The sequence below is a fragment of the Burkholderia sp. SIMBA_062 genome, assembly GCF_046534765.1.
Lineage (GTDB): Bacteria > Pseudomonadota > Gammaproteobacteria > Burkholderiales > Burkholderiaceae > Burkholderia > Burkholderia ambifaria.
Window position 1 is genome coordinate 57,544 of sequence record NZ_JAWRYD010000001.1, and the last position, 20,963, is coordinate 78,506.

The 20,963-nt window shown below is 67.6% G+C and carries 19 protein-coding genes and 1 tRNA gene; 12 read left to right on the plus strand and 8 right to left on the minus strand.

Annotated elements, in window-relative coordinates; translation table 11 throughout:
- Positions 1-12: 12 nt before the first annotated feature.
- The 6 genes from SB786_RS00275 (at position 13) to SB786_RS00300 (ending at position 4,134) form a co-directional block, all read left to right on the plus strand.
- A tRNA-Phe gene (locus SB786_RS00275) sits at positions 13-88 on the plus strand.
- A gap of 349 nt (positions 89-437) precedes the next feature.
- Entirely contained in the window at positions 438-1,172 is a 735-nt protein-coding gene (gene queC, locus SB786_RS00280) for a 7-cyano-7-deazaguanine synthase QueC (RefSeq protein ID WP_410725672.1), read from the plus strand.
- 75 nt (positions 1,173-1,247) lie between these two features.
- Positions 1,248-1,880 (plus strand): 7-carboxy-7-deazaguanine synthase, encoded by a 633-nt coding sequence (gene queE / locus SB786_RS00285; protein ID WP_006755430.1) that lies wholly within the window; start codon positions 1,248-1,250, stop codon positions 1,878-1,880.
- An 18-nt stretch (positions 1,881-1,898) separates the two neighbouring features.
- Positions 1,899-2,351, plus strand: a complete 453-nt coding sequence (gene queD, locus SB786_RS00290; RefSeq protein WP_006755431.1) for a 6-carboxytetrahydropterin synthase QueD — start codon at positions 1,899-1,901, stop codon at positions 2,349-2,351.
- A 230-nt stretch (positions 2,352-2,581) separates the two neighbouring features.
- Complete coding sequence (locus tag SB786_RS00295) at positions 2,582-3,367, plus strand: HpcH/HpaI aldolase family protein (protein WP_410725673.1); 786 nt, start codon at positions 2,582-2,584, stop codon at positions 3,365-3,367.
- Complete coding sequence (locus tag SB786_RS00300; RefSeq protein ID WP_410725674.1) at positions 3,364-4,134, plus strand: tetratricopeptide repeat protein; 771 nt, start codon at positions 3,364-3,366, stop codon at positions 4,132-4,134. Before SB786_RS00295 ends, SB786_RS00300 begins: the two co-directional genes overlap by 4 nt.
- A 110-nt stretch (positions 4,135-4,244) precedes the next feature.
- Here the strand turns inward: SB786_RS00300 and rodA are convergent, their stop codons facing one another.
- From rodA to SB786_RS00325, 5 genes are all read right to left on the minus strand, one after another.
- Positions 4,245-5,393 (minus strand): rod shape-determining protein RodA, encoded by a 1,149-nt coding sequence (gene rodA / locus SB786_RS00305; RefSeq protein ID WP_410725675.1) that lies wholly within the window; start codon positions 5,391-5,393, stop codon positions 4,245-4,247.
- Positions 5,394-5,404: 11 nt separating this feature from the next.
- Positions 5,405-7,675, minus strand: coding sequence for a penicillin-binding protein 2 (gene mrdA / locus SB786_RS00310; protein WP_410725676.1), 2,271 nt, complete (start codon positions 7,673-7,675; stop codon positions 5,405-5,407).
- A gap of 107 nt (positions 7,676-7,782) precedes the next feature.
- Positions 7,783-8,295, minus strand: coding sequence for a rod shape-determining protein MreD (gene mreD, locus SB786_RS00315; RefSeq protein ID WP_006755847.1), 513 nt, complete (start codon positions 8,293-8,295; stop codon positions 7,783-7,785).
- The gene (mreC, locus tag SB786_RS00320; protein WP_410725677.1) at positions 8,292-9,359 is read right to left on the minus strand and encodes a rod shape-determining protein MreC; all 1,068 of its coding nucleotides are present in this window, start codon (positions 9,357-9,359) and stop codon (positions 8,292-8,294) included. The genes mreD and mreC overlap by 4 nt, the downstream gene beginning before the upstream one ends.
- A 139-nt stretch (positions 9,360-9,498) precedes the next feature.
- Positions 9,499-10,542, minus strand: coding sequence for a rod shape-determining protein (locus SB786_RS00325; protein WP_004189550.1), 1,044 nt, complete (start codon positions 10,540-10,542; stop codon positions 9,499-9,501).
- A 367-nt stretch (positions 10,543-10,909) separates the two neighbouring features.
- Between SB786_RS00325 and gatC the strand changes: the two genes are divergently transcribed.
- From gatC to SB786_RS00350, 5 genes are all read left to right on the plus strand, one after another.
- Complete coding sequence (gene gatC, locus SB786_RS00330) at positions 10,910-11,209, plus strand: Asp-tRNA(Asn)/Glu-tRNA(Gln) amidotransferase subunit GatC (protein WP_006477478.1); 300 nt, start codon at positions 10,910-10,912, stop codon at positions 11,207-11,209.
- Positions 11,210-11,275: 66 nt separating this feature from the next.
- Complete coding sequence (gene gatA / locus SB786_RS00335) at positions 11,276-12,772, plus strand: Asp-tRNA(Asn)/Glu-tRNA(Gln) amidotransferase subunit GatA (RefSeq protein ID WP_410725678.1); 1,497 nt, start codon at positions 11,276-11,278, stop codon at positions 12,770-12,772.
- Positions 12,769-14,241: an Asp-tRNA(Asn)/Glu-tRNA(Gln) amidotransferase subunit GatB gene (gene gatB / locus SB786_RS00340; RefSeq protein WP_410725679.1), complete on the plus strand. Its 1,473-nt coding sequence runs from the start codon at positions 12,769-12,771 to the stop codon at positions 14,239-14,241. The genes gatA and gatB overlap by 4 nt, the downstream gene beginning before the upstream one ends.
- Before the next feature lie 126 nt (positions 14,242-14,367).
- On the plus strand, positions 14,368-15,207 hold the full coding sequence (locus SB786_RS00345) for a polyphosphate kinase 2 family protein (RefSeq protein ID WP_410725680.1): 840 nt from the start codon (positions 14,368-14,370) through the stop codon (positions 15,205-15,207).
- Between the two features lie 50 nt (positions 15,208-15,257).
- The gene (locus SB786_RS00350; protein WP_410725681.1) at positions 15,258-16,031 is read left to right on the plus strand and encodes an exodeoxyribonuclease III; all 774 of its coding nucleotides are present in this window, start codon (positions 15,258-15,260) and stop codon (positions 16,029-16,031) included.
- 118 nt (positions 16,032-16,149) lie between these two features.
- Here SB786_RS00350 and SB786_RS00355 read toward each other — a convergent pair whose 3' ends face one another.
- On the minus strand, positions 16,150-17,202 hold the full coding sequence (locus SB786_RS00355) for an NAD(P)-dependent alcohol dehydrogenase (protein ID WP_006755229.1): 1,053 nt from the start codon (positions 17,200-17,202) through the stop codon (positions 16,150-16,152).
- A 228-nt stretch (positions 17,203-17,430) separates the two neighbouring features.
- On the opposite strand from SB786_RS00355, the gene SB786_RS00360 reads away from it, so the two are divergent.
- A complete protein-coding gene (locus tag SB786_RS00360) occupies positions 17,431-18,375 on the plus strand; it encodes an AraC family transcriptional regulator N-terminal domain-containing protein (RefSeq protein ID WP_410725682.1) in 945 nt (314 codons plus the stop codon).
- A gap of 51 nt (positions 18,376-18,426) precedes the next feature.
- On the opposite strand, the gene SB786_RS00365 is transcribed toward SB786_RS00360, so the two are convergent.
- Both SB786_RS00365 and SB786_RS00370 read right to left on the minus strand, forming a co-directional pair.
- Positions 18,427-19,473, minus strand: coding sequence for a M48 family metallopeptidase (locus SB786_RS00365; RefSeq protein WP_410725683.1), 1,047 nt, complete (start codon positions 19,471-19,473; stop codon positions 18,427-18,429).
- On the minus strand, positions 19,463-20,884 hold the full coding sequence (locus tag SB786_RS00370; RefSeq protein WP_410725684.1) for an AmpG family muropeptide MFS transporter: 1,422 nt from the start codon (positions 20,882-20,884) through the stop codon (positions 19,463-19,465). The genes SB786_RS00365 and SB786_RS00370 overlap by 11 nt, the downstream gene beginning before the upstream one ends.
- Positions 20,885-20,963 lie beyond the last annotated feature (79 nt).

Sequence of the window (20,963 nt, forward strand, 5' to 3'; positions counted from 1 at the left end):
GCCTTCTTCGTTGGCCCGGTAGCTCAGTTGGTAGAGCAGCGGATTGAAAATCCGCGTGTCGATGGTTCGATTCCGTCCCAGGCCACCAGCAGTTCCAACCCCAAGAATCGGAAGGTTCTTGGGGTTTTTCGTTTGTGGTGGGTTTGCGCGGCATCGGTGGTGCGTCCGGCAGCATTCGCTGGGGCGTGATAAAATCCGTGCCCGCTCAATGACTTAGCGCATCGCTTCATGCGCACGGCAGGGCTGCCCGCAGGCGCCGCCGTGACGCGCGGCAACGATGCCGCGCGATGGGCGGTATAAGCGCTCCGCCGCGTTCGCGGACGACGCGCTGCCTATACTGGTCGAGCCGGCGCAGGCCGGCACGTGTCGGGCCGTCCGGCGGCAGCCGGCCCCGGGGCGCAGCGCGACGCGAGCCTATACATTCACGGAGTATCACGGTGATTCGGACAGACGCTAAAGACGGCGCGCTCGTGCTGTTTTCCGGCGGGCAGGACTCGGCCACGTGCGTGGCCTGGGCCCTGGAACGCTACCAGACGGTCGAGACGCTCGGCTTCGATTACGGCCAGCGCCACCGCGTCGAACTCGAATGTCGCGAAGGCGTGCGCGACGCGCTGAAGCATCGGTTTCCCGCCTGGGCCGGCCGTCTCGGCGACGATCACATGATCGACCTGTCCGTGCTCGGCGCGATCAGCGATACCGCGATGACGCGCACGATCGAGATCGAGACCACGGCGAATGGCTTGCCGAACACGTTCGTGCCGGGCCGCAACCTGCTGTTCATGACGATCGCGGCCGCGATCGCCTATCGCCGGGGGCTGCGCGTGCTGGTCGGCGGGATGTGCGAGACCGATTTCTCGGGCTACCCCGACTGCCGCGACGACACGATGAAGGCGCTGCAGGTCGCGCTGAACCTCGGGATGGACACGCGCATCGTGCTCGAGACGCCGCTGATGTGGCTCGACAAGGCGCAGACCTGGCAGCTCGCCGAACAACTCGGCGGCGATGCGCTCGTCGAACTGATCCGCGTCGAGACGCACACGTGCTACGTGGGCGAGCGTGCGGAACTGCACGACTGGGGCTTCGGCTGCGGCGCATGCCCGGCCTGCAAGCTGCGCAAGCGCGGCTACGAGGCCTACCTGAAGGGCGAGCGGGTGACCGAAGCGCCGCTGTGACGCGGGTGCGCCGGCAGCGCTTGATGAATAACGGATTCTGATCGAAAACGAGCGGCGCGAGCCGGACGAAGCACGATGACTTACGCGGTCAAGGAAATTTTCTACACGTTGCAGGGCGAGGGCGCGAACGCGGGCCGTCCGGCCGTGTTCTGCCGGTTCGCCGGCTGCAATCTGTGGTCGGGCCGCGAAGAGGATCGTGCGGAGGCCGTGTGCCGCTTCTGCGATACGGACTTCGTCGGCACCGACGGCGAGAACGGCGGCAAGTTCAAGGACGCCGAAGCGCTCGTCGCGACGATCGCCGGCCTGTGGCCGGACGGCGAAGCGCATCGCTTCGTCGTCTGCACGGGCGGCGAGCCGATGCTGCAGCTCGACCAGCCGCTCGTCGACGCGCTGCACGCGGCGGGCTTCGAAATCGCGATCGAGACCAACGGCTCGCTGCCGGTGCTCGAGACGATCGACTGGATCTGCGTGAGCCCGAAGGCCGACGCGCCGCTCGTGGTCACGAAGGGCAACGAACTGAAGGTCGTGATCCCGCAGGACAACCAGCGGCTTGCCGACTACGCGAAGCTCGATTTCGAGTATTTTCTCGTGCAGCCGATGGACGGCCCGTCGCGCGATCTCAACACGAAGCTCGCGATCGACTGGTGCAAGCGGCATCCGCAGTGGCGGCTGTCGATGCAGACCCATAAATACCTGAACATTCCCTGAGCCACGGCCTTTGACATCGTGCTGATTACCCGAAAACTCGAATTCGACGCGGGCCACCGCATTCCCGATCACCGCAGCCAGTGCCGGAACCTGCACGGCCATCGCTACGTGCTCGAAGTCACGCTGCGCGGCGATCTCGTCGATACCGAGGGGGCGCCGGACCGCGGCATGGTGATGGATTTCGCCGACGTGAAGGCGCTCGCGGTCGAGCACCTCGTGAACAAGTGGGACCACGCGTTCCTGGTCTACGCGCGCGACGAAGTCGTGCGCTCGTTCCTCGAGCAGATGGCCGACCACAAGACGGTCGTGCTCGACCGGATCCCGACGGTCGAGAACCTCGCTGCAATCGCGTTCGACATCCTCGCGAACGTGTACGACGCGCACTACGGCGTGAACCTGCGGCTGGAGCGCGTGCGCCTGTACGAAACGCCGAACTGCTGGGCCGACGTCGAGCGCGATCCCGCCCGCTGACGCGGCATCGCCGGCCCGAGCGTGCGCGCGGCGGCCGGCCGCTGGCCGCCGGTCGCCCACCATGCGGTGCCCGATCGGCCCGCTTCGCCTGTCTCCCCACATTTCGCCCGACGGCGCGCTATGATCGTTGCGTGGCGCAGCCTGCGCGCCCGCGATCGGGCTGCTGCCTTCCGGCCGTCCCCCCCGTTGCCTGTTCCGTTCGATTGCCTGTCCGCCAGGAGGCCGTATCGATGAGCACGCTCACCAATTCCCTCAAACAACGTCTGCAGGACGGCGACGAGCCGCTGTACGGCCTGTGGCTGTCTCTCGGCTGCGATTCGGCGGCGGAAGCGCTCGCGCACGCCGGCTACGACTGGCTCTGCATCGACATGGAGCACGCGCCGAACGACAGCCGGGACGTCGCGTCGCAACTGCGCGCGCTGGCCGCCGCGCACCTGCCGAGCGAGCCCGTCGTGCGGGTGCCGGGGCGCGAGCCGTGGCTCGTGAAGCGCGCGCTCGACGCCGGCGCGCGCACGCTGATGTTCCCGTGCATCGAGACGGCCGACGAGGCCGCGCACGCGGTGCGGCTCACGCGCTTCCCGTCGCCGGATTCCCCGGACGGGCTGCGCGGCGTGGCCGGCATGGTGCGCGCGGCGGCGTTCGGCATGCGCCGCGATTACCTGCAGACGGCGAATGCCCAGATTGCGGTGATCGTGCAGATCGAATCGGCGCGCGGCATCGACGAAGTCGAGCGGATCGCCGCGACGCCGGGCGTCGACTGCCTGTTTGTCGGCCCGGCCGATCTGGCGGCGAGCCTCGGGCATCTCGGCGACAGCCGCCACCCGGATGTGGAGACCGCGATGGCGCGCGTGCTCGCGGCCGGCAAGCAGGCCGGCGTCGCGGTCGGCATCTTCGCGACCGATACGGCCATCGCGCGCCAGTATCGCGAGGCCGGCTACCGGATGATCACGCTGTCGGCCGACGTGACCTGGCTGCTGCGCGCAACGCGGCAGGCGCTGCAGGAGGTGCGCTCATGAACGACGGCGAGGGGGCGGGACGCGCGCGGCGCACAACCGGTGCGTGCGGGCGGATCGGTGCGATGCTCGGGCTGTGGGTCGTGTGCGTCGCGGCGTCGGCGCAGAATGCGCCACGCGCGAAACCGGATCCGGCACACGAGACGCAAGCGGCGGTGGCCGCCTACAACGCCGGCGACTATCGCGCGGCGCTGGTGCAGTTCCACGACGCAGCCGAACGCGGCGATCGTCTCGCGCAGTTCAACTACGCGATGATGCTGCTCACCGGCGTCGGCGTGACCGCGAACGTCGATGAAGGGCTGCGCTGGCTGAAGCGGGCGGCCGACGCGAACATGTCGCATGCGCAGTACGTGTACGGACGGATGTTCGACGACGGCGAATTCGTCGCGCGCAATCCGGCCGAAGCGCACCGCTGGTTCCTGCGCGCGGCGAAGCAGGGGCACGTGCAGGCCGCATTGTCGCTCGCGAACCAGTTCCTCGACGGGCGCGGCACGCCGCGCGACAACCGGCAGGCGTTCGCGTGGTACAAGCAGGCGGCCGACGCGGGCGAGCCGACCGCGCAGTACGTGACCGCGTCGTTCTACGAGCGTGGCGGCGACGGCGTCACGCAGAACCTGAACATCGCGCGCGCGTACTATGCGGCCGCGGCCGCGCAGGGTGACGAGACGGCCGAGCTGAAATTCAAGGAGCTGAGCGCGCGACTGAAGACGCAGGAGCCCGCATCGGGCGCCGGTGCGGACCATGGGAGCCCACGCGCGACGCCGCAGTGACGGCGGCCGGCTGAATTCGGCCGGCCCAATGAAAAACGGCGCCCGCGGCGCCGTTTTCCTTTTGCTGCGACTGCTTGCGATCGCTTGCAGCGGCGTGCCACGCCGCAGCGTCAGCTCTTCATCAGCCGCCGTTGTCGCCCGACGCTCATGATCATCCCGATCGCGATGCCGAGCGTCGTGAGCGCGGTGCCGCCATAGCTCATGAACGGCAACGGCACGCCGACGACCGGCAGCACGCCGCTCACCATCCCGATGTTGACGAACGCGTAGACGAAGAACGCGAGCGTAAGCGAGCCCGCGAGCAGCCGGCCGAACAGCGTCGCGCCCTGCGCGGCGATGTAGAGCCCGCGCGCGATCAGCGCCATGTACAGCGTCAGCAGCACGAGGCCGCCGACGAGCCCCCATTCTTCCGCGAACACCGCGAAGATGAAGTCGGTGTGCTTCTCCGGAATGAATTCGAGGTGCGCCTGCGTGCCCTTCAGGTAGCCCTTGCCGAGCGCGCCGCCCGAGCCGATCGCGATCACGGCCTGGATCGTGTGGAAGCCCTTGCCGAGCGGGTCGGAGGTCGGGTCGAGCAGCGTGCACACGCGGTGTTTCTGGTAGTCGTGCATCAGCGGCCACTGCACGTCGGGCTGGCAGATGCGCTCCTCGAACACGGCGATCGAGCCGACCGCGATCACGCCCGCGACCAGCACCGGCACGATCAGCTTGAACGACAGGCCGGCGAGGTAGATCACGAAGAAGCCGGCCGCGAACACGAGCAGGCCGGTGCCGAGGTCGGGCTGCTTCGCGATCAGGCCGACCGGCACGAGCAGGATCCCGAACGCGGCGACGAAGTCGTACCAGCGCAGCCCGCCTTCGCGACGCTGGTAGTACCACGCGAGCATCAGCGGTGTCGCGATCTTGAGGATTTCCGACGGCTGGATCACGACGCCGACGTTCAGCCAGCGCTTCGCGCCCTTCTTGGTCATCCCGAACAGCGCGACCGCGACCAGCAGCGCGACCCCGAATGTGTATAGCGGGACCGCGAAGCGCATCAGCGTCGTCGGCGGGATGTTGGCGATCACCCACATCAGCACGAACGTCAGCAGGATGTTGCGCAACTGGTCCTCGACGCGGCCCGGCATGTCGATCGCCGCGCTGTACAGCGTAATGATGCCGACGCACAGCAGCAGGAACACGATGAGGGCGAGCGGGCGGTCGAAACCCGCGAACATCTGCTTGATCTTGTCGAGCCAGGCGCGCTTGTCGAATTGCATGCCTTTCTCCGTTAATGAGCGGTGCCGGCGTTCACCGCTTTCGCGGTGGCCGAGGCACGGAAGTTGTCGTCGCGCGGCGCGGTGGCGACCGGCTGGACGCCGCTCGCGGGCCGGTGCGGCCGGTGCGGGCGCCGGATCGGCGGCAGGCTTGCGGCCATCGGCGCCGCGGCGCTCGCGTCGGATGGCTGCGCCGCGCTCGACGCCTCGGGCGCCGACGCGGCGTCCGCCGCACTCGCCGCACTCGCCGCGGTCGGCACGACCGGCTGCGGCAGCGCGGTGAAACCGGCCGCGACGGCGGCGGGCTTCGATGCGTCGCCGACCACGGGCGCGCTCACCGGCTCGGTCGCCGACGCGGCGGCGGCCACGGCCGCGGCCTCGTTGTTCGGGTTCTGACGTTCGACGAGGTAGTAGTCGAGCACGCGGCGTGCTATCGGGCCCGCGGCCTGCGCGCCCCAGCCGCCGTTCTCGACGACCAGCGCGACGGCGATCTGCGGATGATCGACCGGCGCGTACGCGATGAACAGCGCGTGGTCGCGCAGGTGCTCGGCGAGCAGATGGCCCTTGTAGTTCGAGCCTTGCAGCGAGAACACCTGCGCGGTACCGGTCTTGCCGGCCGCGAGGTACGATGCGCCGCGGAACACCTTGTACGCGGTGCCGGACGGATTCTCGATCACGTTTTCCATCCCGCGCTTCACGACGTCGATGTCGCCCTGCTTGAGCGGAATCACTTCGCTTTCCTTCGGCACGGTCAGGTGGCGTGCCCGCGAGATCGGATCCTCGACTTCCTTCACGAGGTGAGGCTTCATCACGACGCCGTTGTTCGCGAGCGTCGCGGTGGCATGCGCGAGTTGCAGGATCGTGTACGAGTTGTAGCCCTGGCCGATCCCGAGGCTGATCGTCTCGCCGTCGAACCACTTCTGCTGCGCGGCCTTCTTGAACGCCTTCTTCTTCCAGTCGGTCGACGGCAGGATCCCGCGCGCCTCGCCCTGGATGTCGATGCCGGTGATCTGGCCGAAACCGAACGGCTTCATGAAATTCGCGATCGCGTTCACGCCAAGGTCGCGCGCAAGCATGTAGAAGTAGGTGTCGTTCGACACCATGATCGCCTTGTTCATGTCGACCCAGCCCTGGCCCGAGCGCACGTCGTTGCGGAACGTGTGGCCGCCGAACGTGAAGTAGCCGGGATCCTGGAAGCCCCAGCCCGGCGTGCGCTTGCCGAGCGTCAGGCCGGCCAGCGCCATGAACGGCTTGTACGTCGAGCCGGGCGGGTAGGTGCCGTGCAGCGGCCGGTTCAGCAGCGGTTTGTCGGGCGAGTTGTTCAGCTCGTCCCAGGTCTGCTGGTCGATGCCGTCGACGAACGAGTTCGGGTCGAAGCTCGGCGACGACACGAACGCGAGCACGTCGCCCGTCTTCGGCTCGATCGCGACGAGCGCGCCGCGCTTGCCGGCGAACGCCTGTTCGGCGACCTGCTGCAGCCCGATGTCGAGCGACAGCACCAGGTTGTTGCCGGGCGTCGCCTGCGTGCGCGACAGCGTGCGCACCGGCCGGCCGCCGGCCGTCACCTCGACTTCCTCGAAGCCCGTGAGGCCATGCAGCTCGGCTTCGTAGCTCTGCTCGACGCCGATCTTGCCGATGTAGTCGGTGCCCTTGTAGTTGTTCGCGTCGCGACGCGGATCGTAATGTTCCTGGTCGCTGTCGTTGTCGTCGCTCATCGCATCGATGCGATCCTGGTCGCGCTTCGAGATCCGGCCGATGTAGCCGATCACGTGCGCGGCCGTCATGCCGAGCGGGTACTGGCGGAACAGCCGCGCGCGCACGTCGACGCCGGGGAAGCGGAAGCGCTGCGCGGTGAAGCGCGCGACCTCCGCGTCGGTTAAGCGCGTGCGGATCGGCAGGCTCTCGAAGTTCTTCGAGTCTTCCTGCAGCTTCTTGAAGCGGCGGCGGTCGCGCGCGTCGATCGGGATGATCTCGGACAGCTTGTCGATCGTGTTGTCGAGCGTGTCGTCGAGCTTCGACGGCGTGATCTCGAGCGTGTACGCCGAATAGTTCTTCGCGAGGACCACGCCGTTGCGGTCGGTGATGATCCCGCGGTTCGGCACGATCGGCGCGACCGAGATGCGGTTTTCCTCGGCCTGCAGCGCGTATTTGCCGTGCTGCATCAGCTGCAGGTAGAAGAAGCGGCTCGCGAGCAGCCCGAAGCAGACGAACACGAACACGCCCGCCGCCGCGACGCGCAGGCGGAACTTCGAGAGCTGCTGTTGGGTGTCGTTGAATTCGGTCATTTAAGGGCAATCTGGCCCGCGCGCGGGCGCGGGCGAGGGGCCGCCCCGGAGCGCGGCGCGCGGCGGGCGTGGGGGCGGCGGGTGTTCAAGGTCGGTCCCGGTGCGGCTCAGATGGGGCGCGTATCGTCCGGGTCGACCGGGCGGCGTTGCGGCATCAGCAGCAAGTGGCTCGCGATCGGCCACAGCGCGGCCTCGACGAAGCCGTCCACCAGATAGCGCCAGCCGGGAAACGCGGCGCCCATCACGAGGCGGATCACGAACGGCACCAGCTGCGCGACGACGAGCAGCGGCGTGACATACAGCACCTGCACGCCGATCGGCATCCACAGCACGCGGCGGTGGATCGTGATCGCGCCGTACGACAGCAGCGTATAGGCGAGCGCATGCTCGCCGAGCAGCCCCGCGTCGTGCACGTCCATCAGGATGCCGAGCACGAACGCGACGCCCATCCCGACCTTGCGCGGCTGGTGGATGTTCCAGAACAGCAGCACGAGCGCGACGAAGTCAGGCACGCCGGGCAGGCGACCCCACGGCATCAGGTTCAGCAGGAACGCGGCGGCGAGACTGAAGACGATGAAGTACGGGTTGACCGGCTGCAGGATGTATTGCGGACGGTTCATCGCTGGGCTCCTGGTTGCCCGGCCGCGGGCTTCGCGGGCGCGGCAGCGGGCTGGGCCGGCGCGGCGGGCGCCGCCGGCGCGGGTTTCGCGCCGGGTGCGGCCGCGGCGGCCGGCTTCGCGTTCGCGTCGACCTTCCCGGCTTTCTCGCCTTTCGCGGCGGCCTTCGCGCCCTTCTTGCCCTTCGCGTTCCTGTCGGCGGCCGGCTCGGGCTCGGCCGGACGTGGCGGGACGTCGTTCTGGTAATGCAGCACGAGCATCTGGCGCGCGCCGCGCACGGCGGCGACCGGTGCGCAGGTCACGCGGGCGAACGCGGTATCGGCGAGCTTGTCGACGTGCACGACCTTCGCGACCGGCAGGCCCGGCGGATAGACGCCGTCGAGGCCGCTCGTGACGAGTTCGTCGCCCGCGACGAGGTCCGAGCTCGTCGGCACGAAGCGCAGATCGAGCGAATCGCCCTTCGGCGTGCCGTAGATCACGCTGCGCAGGCCGGTGCGCAGCACCTGCACGGGGATCGCGAGATCGCGGTCGGTGATCAGCGTGACTTCGGCCTGCAGCGGGAACACGCGCGTGACCTGGCCGACCACGCCGTCCTCGCTGACGACCGGCGAGCCGTCCTGGATGCCTTGCTGCGAACCCTGGCCGATCACGATCTTCTGCGTGAACGGGTCGCTCGTGTCGTACTGGATCTCGACCGGGGTCGACTGCGTCGCGATGTGCTGGCGCAGATCGAGCACCGCGCGCAGATGCATGTTTTCCTGCGCGAGCACGGCGGCCTGGTTGGCCTGCGTGGACAGTTGCAGGTTGCGCTTGCGCAGCGCGTCGTTGTCGTGGCGCAGCGACGCGCCCGTGACGGCGATGTCGGCCGCGCCCATGAACAGGTCGCGCGGCACGAGCGCCGCGCGCTGCAGCGGGTACAGCACGGTGCCGAGCACGCCGCGGACGATTTCGAGCGTGCTGAAGCGCGCGTCCGACACGAGGAGCGCGATGGCGAGGGCGACGAAGAAGATGAGCCGCGCGAGCGCGGGCGGACCTTGCTTGAAGAGGGGCGGCGGACTGTATTCCATGGTCGGCGCCGGGCGCGTGGCGATCGGTTAAATAATGCTCAGACGCGCAAACGGCGTGGCGGTTCGTTCTGAACGAGCGATCCGGCCACGCCGCGGGTGCGTCATATCAAACGGGACTGCTTAGGCGATCACTCGGCGATCACTCGTACGAGAAGATGCTGCCCAGCTTGTCCATGCGCTCGAGCGCCATGCCCGAGCCGCGCACGACGCAGGTGAGCGGATCTTCGGCGACGAGCACCGGCAGGCCGGTTTCTTCCGCGAGCAGGCGATCGAGGTCGCGCAGCAGCGCGCCGCCGCCCGTCAGCATCATCCCGCGCTCGGCGATGTCGGCGCCGAGTTCCGGCGGCGTCTGCTCGAGGGCGATCTTCACCGACGACACGATCTGGTTCAGCGGATCGGTCAGCGCTTCGAGGATTTCGTTGCTCGAGATCGTGAAGCTGCGCGGAATGCCTTCCGACAGGTTGCGGCCCTTCACTTCCATTTCCTTGACTTCGGAGCCCGGGAACGCGGAGCCGATTTCCTTCTTGATCGCCTCGGCGGTTTGCTCGCCGATCAGCATCCCGTAATTGCGGCGGATGTAGTTGACGATCGCTTCGTCGAACTTGTCGCCGCCGACGCGCACCGAGCCCTTGTACACGATGCCGCCGAGCGAGATCACGCCGACTTCGGTCGTGCCGCCGCCGATGTCGACGACCATCGAGCCGGTGGCTTCCGACACCGGCAGGCCCGCGCCGATCGCGGCCGCCATCGGCTCCTCGATCAGGTAGACCTGCGACGCGCCGGCGCCGTGCGCCGCTTCCTTGATCGCGCGGCGCTCGACCTGGGTCGAGCCGCACGGCACGCAGATGATGATGCGCGGCGAAGGCGAGAACATGCGCGACTCGTGCGCCGTCTTGATGAACTGCTTGATCATCTGCTCGGTGACGGTGAAGTCGGCGATCACGCCGTCCTTCATCGGGCGGATCGCCTCGATGTTGCCCGGCACCTTGCCGAGCATCTGCTTGGCTTCCTTGCCGACCGCCTGGATCGTCTTCTTGCCGTTGGGGCCGCCTTCCTGGCGAATCGACACGACGGAGGGCTCATCGAGCACGATGCCCTTGCCGCGCATGTAGATCAGGGTGTTTGCGGTGCCGAGGTCGATCGCGAGATCGTTGGAGAAGTAGCTGCGCAAAAAACCGAACATTCAGAATCCTGTTTCGCTCTGGGCCGGCCCTGCATAGCGAGCGCTGAGGGCGGCAGCGGAAAAAATAACAGCCTCGGGAAGCGTGGCGGAAGCGGCCGCCGCGGCGCACGAAGCTGCGAGTGATGTCTACCGGGGATCGCACGAAGCACGCACGGCTTGCCGGAACGAGGCGAAACGGTGCGGGAAAAGGCTGCCGGGTTTGGGTCGAACGCGTAATGATACCTTATAATTTCACGGTATTTGAATCGAAACGGGCGGTATTTTTGCCGCTTCGGCCCCGATTTTTGAGGGTGGGATCGCACCCTCCAACCCCCCGCCGCGGCGCTGCTGTCGATGCGCCGCGCAGCCTTGTTTTTCCGGTGATCGCATGGCCCTGACCCTGACCGATGTGAAACGCATCGCGCACCTGGCGCGACTCGAAATGGCCGACGCCGACGCCGAGCACATGCTCGGCCAGCTCAATGAATTCTTCGGCCTCGTCGAGCAGATGCAGGCGGTCGATACCGCCGGCATCGCGCCGCTCGCCCACCCGATCGAACAGATCCAGGAAGTCGCGCAGCGCCTGCGCGACGACGCCGTGACGGAAGTCGTCAATCGCGACGACAACCAGCGTCCGGCGCCGGCCGTCCAGGACGGCCTCTATCTGGTGCCGAAGGTGATCGAGTAAGCATTCGATGACAAGCGCGCCGGCGCCGCGCCGCGCGCCACCCAGAATTCCCAGGAAAACCACTCAATGCACGCAAAAAGCCTGACCGAACTGCGCGCCGCGCTCGCCGCCAAGGAATGCTCGGCCGTCGAGCTCGCGCAGCTCTACCTGAAACGGATCGACGCGGCACGCGACCTGAACGCGTTCGTCCACGTCGACGCCGACCTCACCCTTGCGCAGGCGAAGGCCGCCGACGCCGAACTCGCGCGCGGCGCGGGCGGCGCGCTGACCGGCCTGCCGATCGCGCACAAGGACGTGTTCGTCACGCGCGGCTGGCGCTCGACCGCCGGCTCGAAGATGCTCGCGAACTACGAGAGCCCGTTCGACGCGACCGTCGTCGCCCGCCTGCAGGCGGCCGGCATGGTCACGCTCGGCAAGACCAACATGGACGAGTTCGCGATGGGCTCGTCGAACGAGAACTCCGCGTTCGGCGCGGTGAAGAACCCGTGGGATACCAACGCGGTGCCGGGCGGCAGCTCGGGCGGCAGCTCGGCCGCCGTCGCCGCGCGCCTCGCGCCGGCCGCGACCGGCACCGACACCGGCGGCTCGATCCGCCAGCCCGCGTCGTTCGCGGGCGTGACCGGCATCAAGCCGACCTACGGCCGCGTGTCGCGCTACGGGATGATCGCGTTCGCGTCGTCGCTCGACCAGGGCGGCCCGATGGCGCAGAGCGCGTCCGACTGCGCGCTGCTGCTGAACGCGATGTCCGGCTTCGACGAGCGCGACTCGACGAGCCTCGAGCGTGAAGACGAGGATTTCACGCGCCACCTCGGCCAGCCGTGGGCGGCCGGCAACGATGCGGGCAAGCCGCTCGCGGGGCTGCGCATCGGTCTGCCGAACGAGTATTTCGGCGACGGCCTCGCCGACGACGTGCGTGCGTCGATCGACGCGGCGCTCAAGCAGTACGAGGCGCTCGGCGCGACGCTCGTGCCGGTGTCGCTGCCGAAAACCGAACTGTCGATCCCCGTGTACTACGTGATCGCGCCGGCCGAGGCGTCGTCGAACCTGTCGCGTTTCGACGGCGTGCGCTTCGGCCACCGCGCCGCGCAGTATGGCGACCTGCTCGACATGTACAAGAAGTCGCGCGCCGAAGGCTTCGGCCCCGAGGTGAAGCGCCGGATTCTCGTCGGCGCCTACGTGCTGTCGCACGGCTACTACGACGCGTACTACCTGCAGGCGCAGAAGATCCGCCGCATCATCGCGCAGGATTTCCAGGAAGCGTTCAAGTCCTGCGACGTGATCATGGGCCCGGCCTCGCCGACGGTCGCATGGGATCTCGGCGCGAAGGGCGACGATCCGGTGCAGATGTATCTCGCGGATATCTACACGCTGTCGGTGAGCCTCGCCGGCCTGCCCGGCATGAGCGTGCCGTGCGGCTTCGGTGTGGGCGCGAACGCGAAGCGCCCAGTCGGCCTGCAGATCATCGGCAACTATTTCAACGAAGCCCGGATGCTGCAGGTCGCCGACGCGTTCCAGCGCGCGACCGACTGGCACAAGCAAGTTCCGGCAGGAGTGCAAGCATGACCCAATGGGAAGTCGTTATCGGTCTCGAGACGCACGCGCAACTGTCGACCGTCTCGAAGATTTTCTCCGGCGCGCCGACGCAGTTCGGCGCCGAGCCGAACACGCAGGCGTGCCCGGTCGACCTGGCGCTGCCGGGCGTGCTGCCGGTGCTGAACCGCGGCGCGGTCGAGCGGGCGATCCGCTTTGGCCTCGCGATCGGCTCGACCATCGCGCCGCGCAGCATCTTCGCGCGCAAGAATTATTTCTACCCCGATCTGCCGAAGGGCTATCAGATCAGCCAGTACGAGATTCCGGTCGTGCAGGGCGGCCAGATCACGATCCAGGTGCCGGCCAACGAAAAGGCCGGCAAGCAAGCGTACGAAAAGACGGTCAACCTGACCCGCGCGCACCTCGAGGAAGATGCGGGCAAGTCGCTGCATGAAGACTTCGCCGGCATGACCGGGATCGACCTGAACCGCGCGGGCACGCCGCTGCTCGAGATCGTCACCGAGCCGGAAATGCGCAGCGCGGCCGAAGCCGTGGCCTATGCGAAGTCGCTGCACGCGCTCGTCGTGTGGCTCGGCATCTGCGACGGCAACATGCAGGAAGGCTCGTTCCGCTGCGACGCGAACGTGTCGGTGCGACCGGTCGGCCAGGAAAAGTTCGGCACGCGCGCGGAAATCAAGAACCTGAACTCGTTCCGGTTCCTTGAAGAAGCGATCAACTACGAAGTGCGTCGCCAGATCGAGCTGATCGAGGACGGCGGCGAAGTCGTGCAGGAAACGCGCCTCTACGATCCGGACAAGCGCGAGACGCGTTCGATGCGCAGCAAGGAAGACGCGCACGACTACCGCTACTTCCCCGACCCCGACCTGATGCCGCTCGTGATCGGCCAGGACTGGATCGAGCGCGTGCAGGCCGGGATGCCCGAACTGCCGGCCGCGATCCAGCAGCGCTTCGTCGAGCAATATGGCGTGTCCGCGTACGACGCCGGCGTGCTGACGTCGAGCAAGGCGATGGCCGCGTACTTCGAGGCCGTGGTCGCGAAGGCCGGCGCGGCGAACGCGAAGATCGCCGCGAACTGGCTGATGGGCGACGTGTCGTCGCAACTGAACCGCGACGGCATCGAGATCGACGCGATTCCGGTGTCGGCCGCGCAGCTCGCGCTGGTGCTGCAGCGCATCGCCGACGGCACGATCTCGAACAAGATCGCGAAGGAAATCTTCTCGGCGATCTGGGACGAGAAGGCGACCGACGAAGCCGCGGCCGACCGCATCATCGACGCGAAGGGCCTGAAGCAGATCTCCGACACCGGCGCGCTGGAAGCGATCATCGACGAGGTGCTCGCGGCGAACGCGAAGTCGGTCGAGGAATTCCGCGCGGGCAAGGAAAAGGCGTTCAACGCGCTGATCGGCCAGGCGATGAAGGCGACCAAGGGCAAGGCCAATCCGCAGCAGGTCAACGAACTGCTGAAGAAGAAGCTCGGCTGAACATGGCCGCGCGCCTGAACCGCGCCTGACGACGGGCCGCCGCCGAACCTGTTCGGGGCGGCCCGTCGCTTTGGTGCATGCGTTATCGTGTGCGCGTGTGCATCGCACCGTCCAACGGAGGAACGAATGGCGAAACAACCGTCGCTCGACGATTTCCGCGTGCCGTACAGCACGCGTGAGAAGGAAGCTGCCGCATTCAAGCTCGATGCGTTCGATCCGGCTGCGAAGCCGTTCTCGTCGGGGTCGAAGGATGCCGACCGCGAACGGCTCGGCGCCGTGTCGACGGAGCTCGACGTGCAGCAGGAGCGCCTGCACACGCAGCAGAAGAAGCGCGTGCTGCTGGTGCTGCAGGGGATGGACACCAGCGGCAAGGACGGCACCGTGCGCGCGGTGTTTCGCGACGTCGATCCGCTCGGCCTGCGCATCGTGCCGTTCAAGGCGCCGACGCCGATCGAGGCCGCGCACGACTTCCTGTGGCGCGTGCATGCGCAGGCGCCGGCCGCGGGCGAACTCGCGATCTTCAACCGCAGCCACTACGAGGACGTACTCGTGCCGCGCGTGCTCGAGCTCATCAGCGACAAGGAATGCGAGCGCCGCTACCGGCAGATCCGCGATTTCGAGACGATGCTCGCGGAGAACGGCACGACGATCGTCAAGTGCTTCCTGCACATCTCGAAGGACGAGCAGCGCGAGCGGCTGCAGGCACGCATCGACGATCCGACGAAGCACTGGAAGTTCGACATCTCCGATCTCGACGCGCGCAAGCACTGGGATGCATACCAGTCGGCGTACCGCGACGCGCTCGCCGCGACGTCGGTCGAGCATGCGCCGTGGTACGTGATTCCGGCGAACTCGAAAACCCATCGCAACGTGATGATCGCCGAGCTGCTGCTGCGCACGATGACCGACATGAAGCTCGAATTCCCGCCGCCGAAGCCGGAGCTCGAAGGCGTGAAGATCCGCTAGGCTGCGATCCCGTCAAACACATCGAACTGAACTGAACAACGGAACCCGACATGATGCGAGTGATTACCGCCAACCTGAACGGCATCCGCTCCGCCGCGAAGAAGGGCTTTTTCGAATGGCTCGGCGAACAGAACGCCGACTGCGTGTGCGTGCAGGAAATCAAGGTATCGGCCGACGACCTGCCGGCCGAATTCGTCGAGCCGCACGGCTTCAGAAGCTATTTTCACCACGCCGAGAAGAAGGGCTACAGCGGCGCGGGCATGTACAGCCGCCACGAGCCCGATGACGTGATCATCGGCTTCGGCAGCAGCGAATTCGATGCCGAGGGACGCTACGTCGAGGCGCGCTACGGCAAGCTGTCGGTCGTGTCGGTGTACGTGCCGTCCGGCTCGAGCGGCGAAGAGCGCCAGCAGGCGAAGTACCGCTTCATGGACGAGTTCATGCCGCATCTCGCCGAGCTGAAGAGCAAGCGCGAGGTGATCCTGTGCGGCGACGTGAACATCGTCCACAAGGAAATCGACATCAAGAACTGGAAGAGCAACCAGAAGAACTCGGGCTGCCTACCGGAAGAGCGCGCGTGGCTCACGCAGCTGTTCGACGATGTCGGCTATGTCGACGTATTCCGCACGCTCGACCCGCGCCCCGAGCAGTACACGTGGTGGAGCAACCGCGGCCAGGCTTACGCGAAGAACGTCGGGTGGCGGATCGATTACCAGATCGCGACGCCGGGCGTGGCCGGCACCGCGAAGCGCACGTCGATCTTCAAGGACATCAAGTTCAGCGATCACGCGCCGTTGACGGTCGATTACGACTACAAGAAGTGATCGGCGGCGCTACGCGCGACGCGATGCGCGTAGCGGCCGGGCCGACCGGCAGCCGGATGCAAAACGGGCCGCATGTCGAACATGCGGCCCGTTTCGCCTGGGGGCGGCGCTTGCTGCCTTACTGCTTGAGCGACGCCATGTCCACCACGAACCGATACTTCACGTCGCTCTTGAGCATGCGCTCGTAAGCGGCATTGATCTGCTGCATCGGAATCGTTTCGATGTCCGACGTGATCCCGTGCTCCGCGCAGAAATCGAGCATTTCCTGCGTTTCCGCGATCCCGCCGATCAGCGAGCCCGCGAGGCGGCGGCGCTTGAAGATCAGGTTGAACACCTGCGGCGACGGATGGTCGTGCTCCGGCGCGCCGACGAGCGTCATCGTGCCGTCGCGCTTCAGCAGGTGCAGGAACGGGTTCAGGTCGTGCTGCGCGGCCACCGTGTTCAGGATGAAGTCGAAGCTGTTCAGGTGCGCGTTCATCTGCGCTTCGTCCTTCGAGATCACCACTTCGTGCGCGCCGAGCCGCTTGCCGTCCTCGATCTTCGACGGCGAGGTGGTGAACAGCACGACGTGCGCGCCCATCGCGCGCGCGAGCTTCACGCCCATGTGGCCGAGCCCGCCGAGGCCGACGATCCCGACCTTCTTGCCGGGCCCGACATTCCACTGACGCAGCGGCGAGTAGGTCGTGATCCCCGCGCACAGCAGCGGCGCGGCGCCGGCCGGGTCCAGCGTCTCGGGCACGCGCAGCACGAACGCCTCGTCGACGACGAGCTGGGTCGAATAGCCGCCGTACGTGATGTCGCCCGTCACGCGGTCCTGACCGTTGTAGGTGCCGACGAAGCCGTTCTCGCAATACTGTTCGAGGCCTTCCGCACAGCTCGGGCAGGTGCGGCACGAATCGACGAGACAGCCGACGCCGACCAGCTCGCCGACCTTGAAGCGCGACACCTGCGGGCCGGTCGCGGTCACGCGGCCGACGATTTCATGGCCCGGCACGACCGGGTAGATCGTGTTGCGCCATTCGTTGCGAGCCTGGTGCAGGTCCGAGTGGCAGACGCCGCAGTAGAGCACCTCGATCTGGACGTCGAGGTCGCGCAGCGCGCGGCGCTGGAATTCGAACGGGGCGAGCGGCGATTGCGCATCGGTCGCCGCGTAAGCGTAGGTTGTGCTCATGCAGGGGGCTCCTTGTCCGGGAAAACATCCGGCGAAACAGACTGCCGCCGCACCATGTGGCGACGCGGCGAGACAGGTGCCCATCGTACGGAGCGAGCCGCCTCGGCGAAATACACGAAGGTCTCGAAGGTTTGCCCATTCCTCTCGAATTGCGCGCGAACGGCCGTCAAAACGCTTTCAAAGTGCTACATTGCAAGCCAGATTCTCTTGCCGGACAGGACGACCCTGATGAGCTTCCAGCCCCTTTTCGACGATATGGGCGACCGTGTGCGGCGCCGCATGATCGAGCTGCATTCGAGCCTGGCGCCGAACGAGGGCGATACGCTGGCCGCGCTCGACGGCGTGCGCTTCTTCCGCGTGAGCCGCCCCGTGCCGCGCATGCCGGTGCTGTACGAACCGAGCATCATCGTCGTGTGCCAGGGGCGCAAGCTCGGCTATCTCGGCGACCGCTCGTTCGTCTACGATGCGCAGCAGTATCTCGTGCTGTCGGTGCCGCTGCCGTTCGAATGCGAAACCTTCGCGAGCATGGACGAGCCGTTTCTCGCGATCTCGATCCGCGTCGATCTCGCGGTGATCGCCGAACTCGCGATCCTGCTCGACGAGACGCTCGGCGCGGCGGTCAGCGAGCCCCACGGCGTCTATTCGACGCCGCTCGATGCGCCGCTCGCCGACGCGGTGGTGCGGCTTCTCGAAGCGCTCGCGTCGCCGCACGACACGTGCGTGCTCGGGCCGGCGATCATGCGCGAGATCGCATACCGCGTGCTGACGGGGGCACAGGGCGACGCGATTCGCGCGGCGCTCGCCCAGCAGCATCATTTCGGGCGCGTCGCGAAGGCGCTGCGGCGCATCCATGCGGACCTGAAGGCCGATCTCGATGTCGAGACGCTCGCGCGCGAGGCCGGGATGAGCCTGGCGGTGTTCCACGCGCAGTTCAAGCACGTGACGGCGACGTCGCCGATGCAGTATGTGAAGGCCGCGCGCCTGCACCAGGCGCGGTTGATGATGGTGCAGGACGGCGTCGGCGCGGGTGCCGCCGCCGCGCGGGTCGGCTATGCGAGCGCGTCGCAGTTCAGCCGGGAGTTCAAGCGGCTGTTCGGCCGCAGCCCCGGTGACGAAGTGCGCTCGATGCGCGAGAGCGGCAGCCGGCCGGTCGAATCGGGCGTCGGCGCGTAGCGCCGCGTCCCGCGCCGACGATGCCCGACGGAAAGCCGCGGCCTGCGACGCTCAGCGCCGCGCGACCTTGCGCCGCTGCGCGCTGATGCCCGCATAGTCGGGCAGCGTGTCGACGCGCTTGCCCGTCGCCTTCGCATACAGCGGCATCAGGTCCTGCAGGCGGTTCAGCAGATCCTGCCGGCGCGTCGCGTCGTACGGGTGCATGTAGATGAAGCCCGACGTCTTGTTCGCGCGGGTGGCCGCCGCGAGCTTGTCCCACAGCGTGATCGCCGCGCGCGGATCGAAGCCCGCGCGGGCGGCGATGTCGCCGCCGATCACGTCGGCTTCCGTCTCGTCGGTCGGGTCGTAGCGCAGCGTCTGCAGGCGTGCGCCGAGGTTCAGCGCCTGCGGCAGCGGATCACCGACGCCGAACAGCGGCGGCAGCGTGGCTGCGCGCAGCGACGTTTGCGACGCCGTGCTGAGATTGCTGCGTGCGTGTTCGCGCAGCGCATGGGCGATGCCGTGCGCGAGCAGCACGCCGAACTCGTCGTCGTTCAGGCGGACGCGATCGAGCATCCCGCCGTACACGAGCACCTTGCCGCCCGGCAGGCACGTGATGCGGATATCGCGCGAGCGGATCGCATTGACGTCCCACGCCCAGTTTTTCACGCGATCGTTCCACTTCACCGAATACGGCGCCAGCTTCATGACGATCGCGCGCAGGCGTTTCACCCGCGGCTGGTTCGCGGGCAGCAGGCGGTCGCCGTCGGCGGCCGCTTGCACGATCTGCGCGTATTCGCTCGCGGTCAGCTGTTCGAGCAGCGGCGACGGGATCAGCGTGCGGAACGCGATCGCGTCGCCGTAGCGGACCTGCTGCGACGTCGGCGTATAGGCTTTCGCCGGCACGGCCCCGCCGCTCGGCTGCGCGGCTTCGGCGGCAGACGGCGCGACGGCGGCCGCCGGCGTGGACGGCGCAGCCGCCGCGGTGGCGGGCGCGGAGCCGGCCGCGGCTGCACCGGCGTCGGTCGCATGCGTGCTTGCCGCCGCACCAAGCGCCGCGACGCCGACGCTCAGTGCGACGGCGACGCGTGCGGCGCGAAGCAGGCGATCATTGCGCACGGCTCGCCTCGCCGTTGCGCGCGACACCGTTCCACGGCGCGATCTTGAACAGCAGCAGCATGCCGGGGATCGCGAGCGCGGTGCACACGATGAAGTAGTCGAACCAGCCGATCTTCGCGACGATGAAGCCGCTCGCGGCCGACGCGAGCGTGCGCGGCACGGACGCGAGGCTCGTGAACAGCGCGAACTGCGTGGCCGTGTAGCGTGGGTCGGTCGTGCTCGCGATGTACGCGACGAACGCGGCCATCGTCAGGCCGGTGGTGAAGGTTTCGACGCCGTAGACGATCGCGAGCGCGACCGTCATCGGGCTGAACTGCGGCGCGACGACGATGCCGAACACCGACAGCGCGGACGCGATCGCGTGGCTCGCCGATACCGTGAAGTCGTACAGCATGGCCAGCACGGGCGAGCCGGGGCCGAGCTGCGCGAGCCACGCGAAGCCGAGGGTCGACACCATCTGCAGCGCGCCGAAGATCCACAGCCCGCGGCCGATCCCGATCTTCACGAGCCACACGCCGCCGATGATGCCGCCGGCGACGCTCGCGACGAGCGCGGTGGTTTTGGCGACGATGCCGATCTCGGTGCGCGTGAAGCCGATGTCGAGGAAGAACGACGTCGACAGCGTGGTCGCCATCGTGTCGCCGATCTTGAACAGGAAGATGAATGCGATGACCAGCAGCGCACCGGCCCAGCCGTCGCGCTGGATGAATTCGCGGAACGGCAGCACGATCGCGTCGCGCAGGTTGCGCGGTGGCGTGCCGACCACTTCGGGTTCGCGCACGACGAGCGTCATCAGGATGCCCGGCAGCATGAACGCGCCGGTGATCGCGAACACGGCGTCCCACGGCAGGTGGTCGGACAGGATCAGCGCCAGCGAGCCGGGAATCAGCGCGGCGAGCTTGTAGGCGTTCACGTGCACCGCGTTGCCGAGGCCCTGCTCGGTGTCGCGCAGCAGCTCGCGGCGGTACGCGTCGATCACGATGTCGGCGCTCGCGCCGAAGAACGCGACGAGCGTCGTCAGCGCGGCGACCGTCCAGATCGAGTCGCGCGGCGACACGAAGCCGAGCGTGGCGATCGCGCCCGCGACCAGCAGCTGCGTGAGCAGCAGCCAGCCGCGCCGGCGGCCCGGCCGCCAGCCGGGCAGGCGCGGGATGTAGCGGTCCATCAGCGGCGCCCACAGGAACTTCCACGTATACGGGAACTGGATCAGCGCGAACAGGCCGATTTCCTTCAGGTTCACGCCTTCGGAGCGCAGCCAAGCCTGCACGAGGTAGACGAGCGTGAACAGGGGCAGACCGGACGTGAACCCGAGGAACACGCAGATCAGCATGTGCGTGTTCAGATAGGCTCGCCAGCCGGGGTGATCCTCGTGAGCGGTGAGCGCGGGCGCCTCGTGTGGCGTTTTGGACATGGAATGGAACTGGGTAGCGTTGACTGATTGCGGCGGCAGCGCAGGCGGCGCGAACGGCGCAGAAGGGGGCGGCCGCACG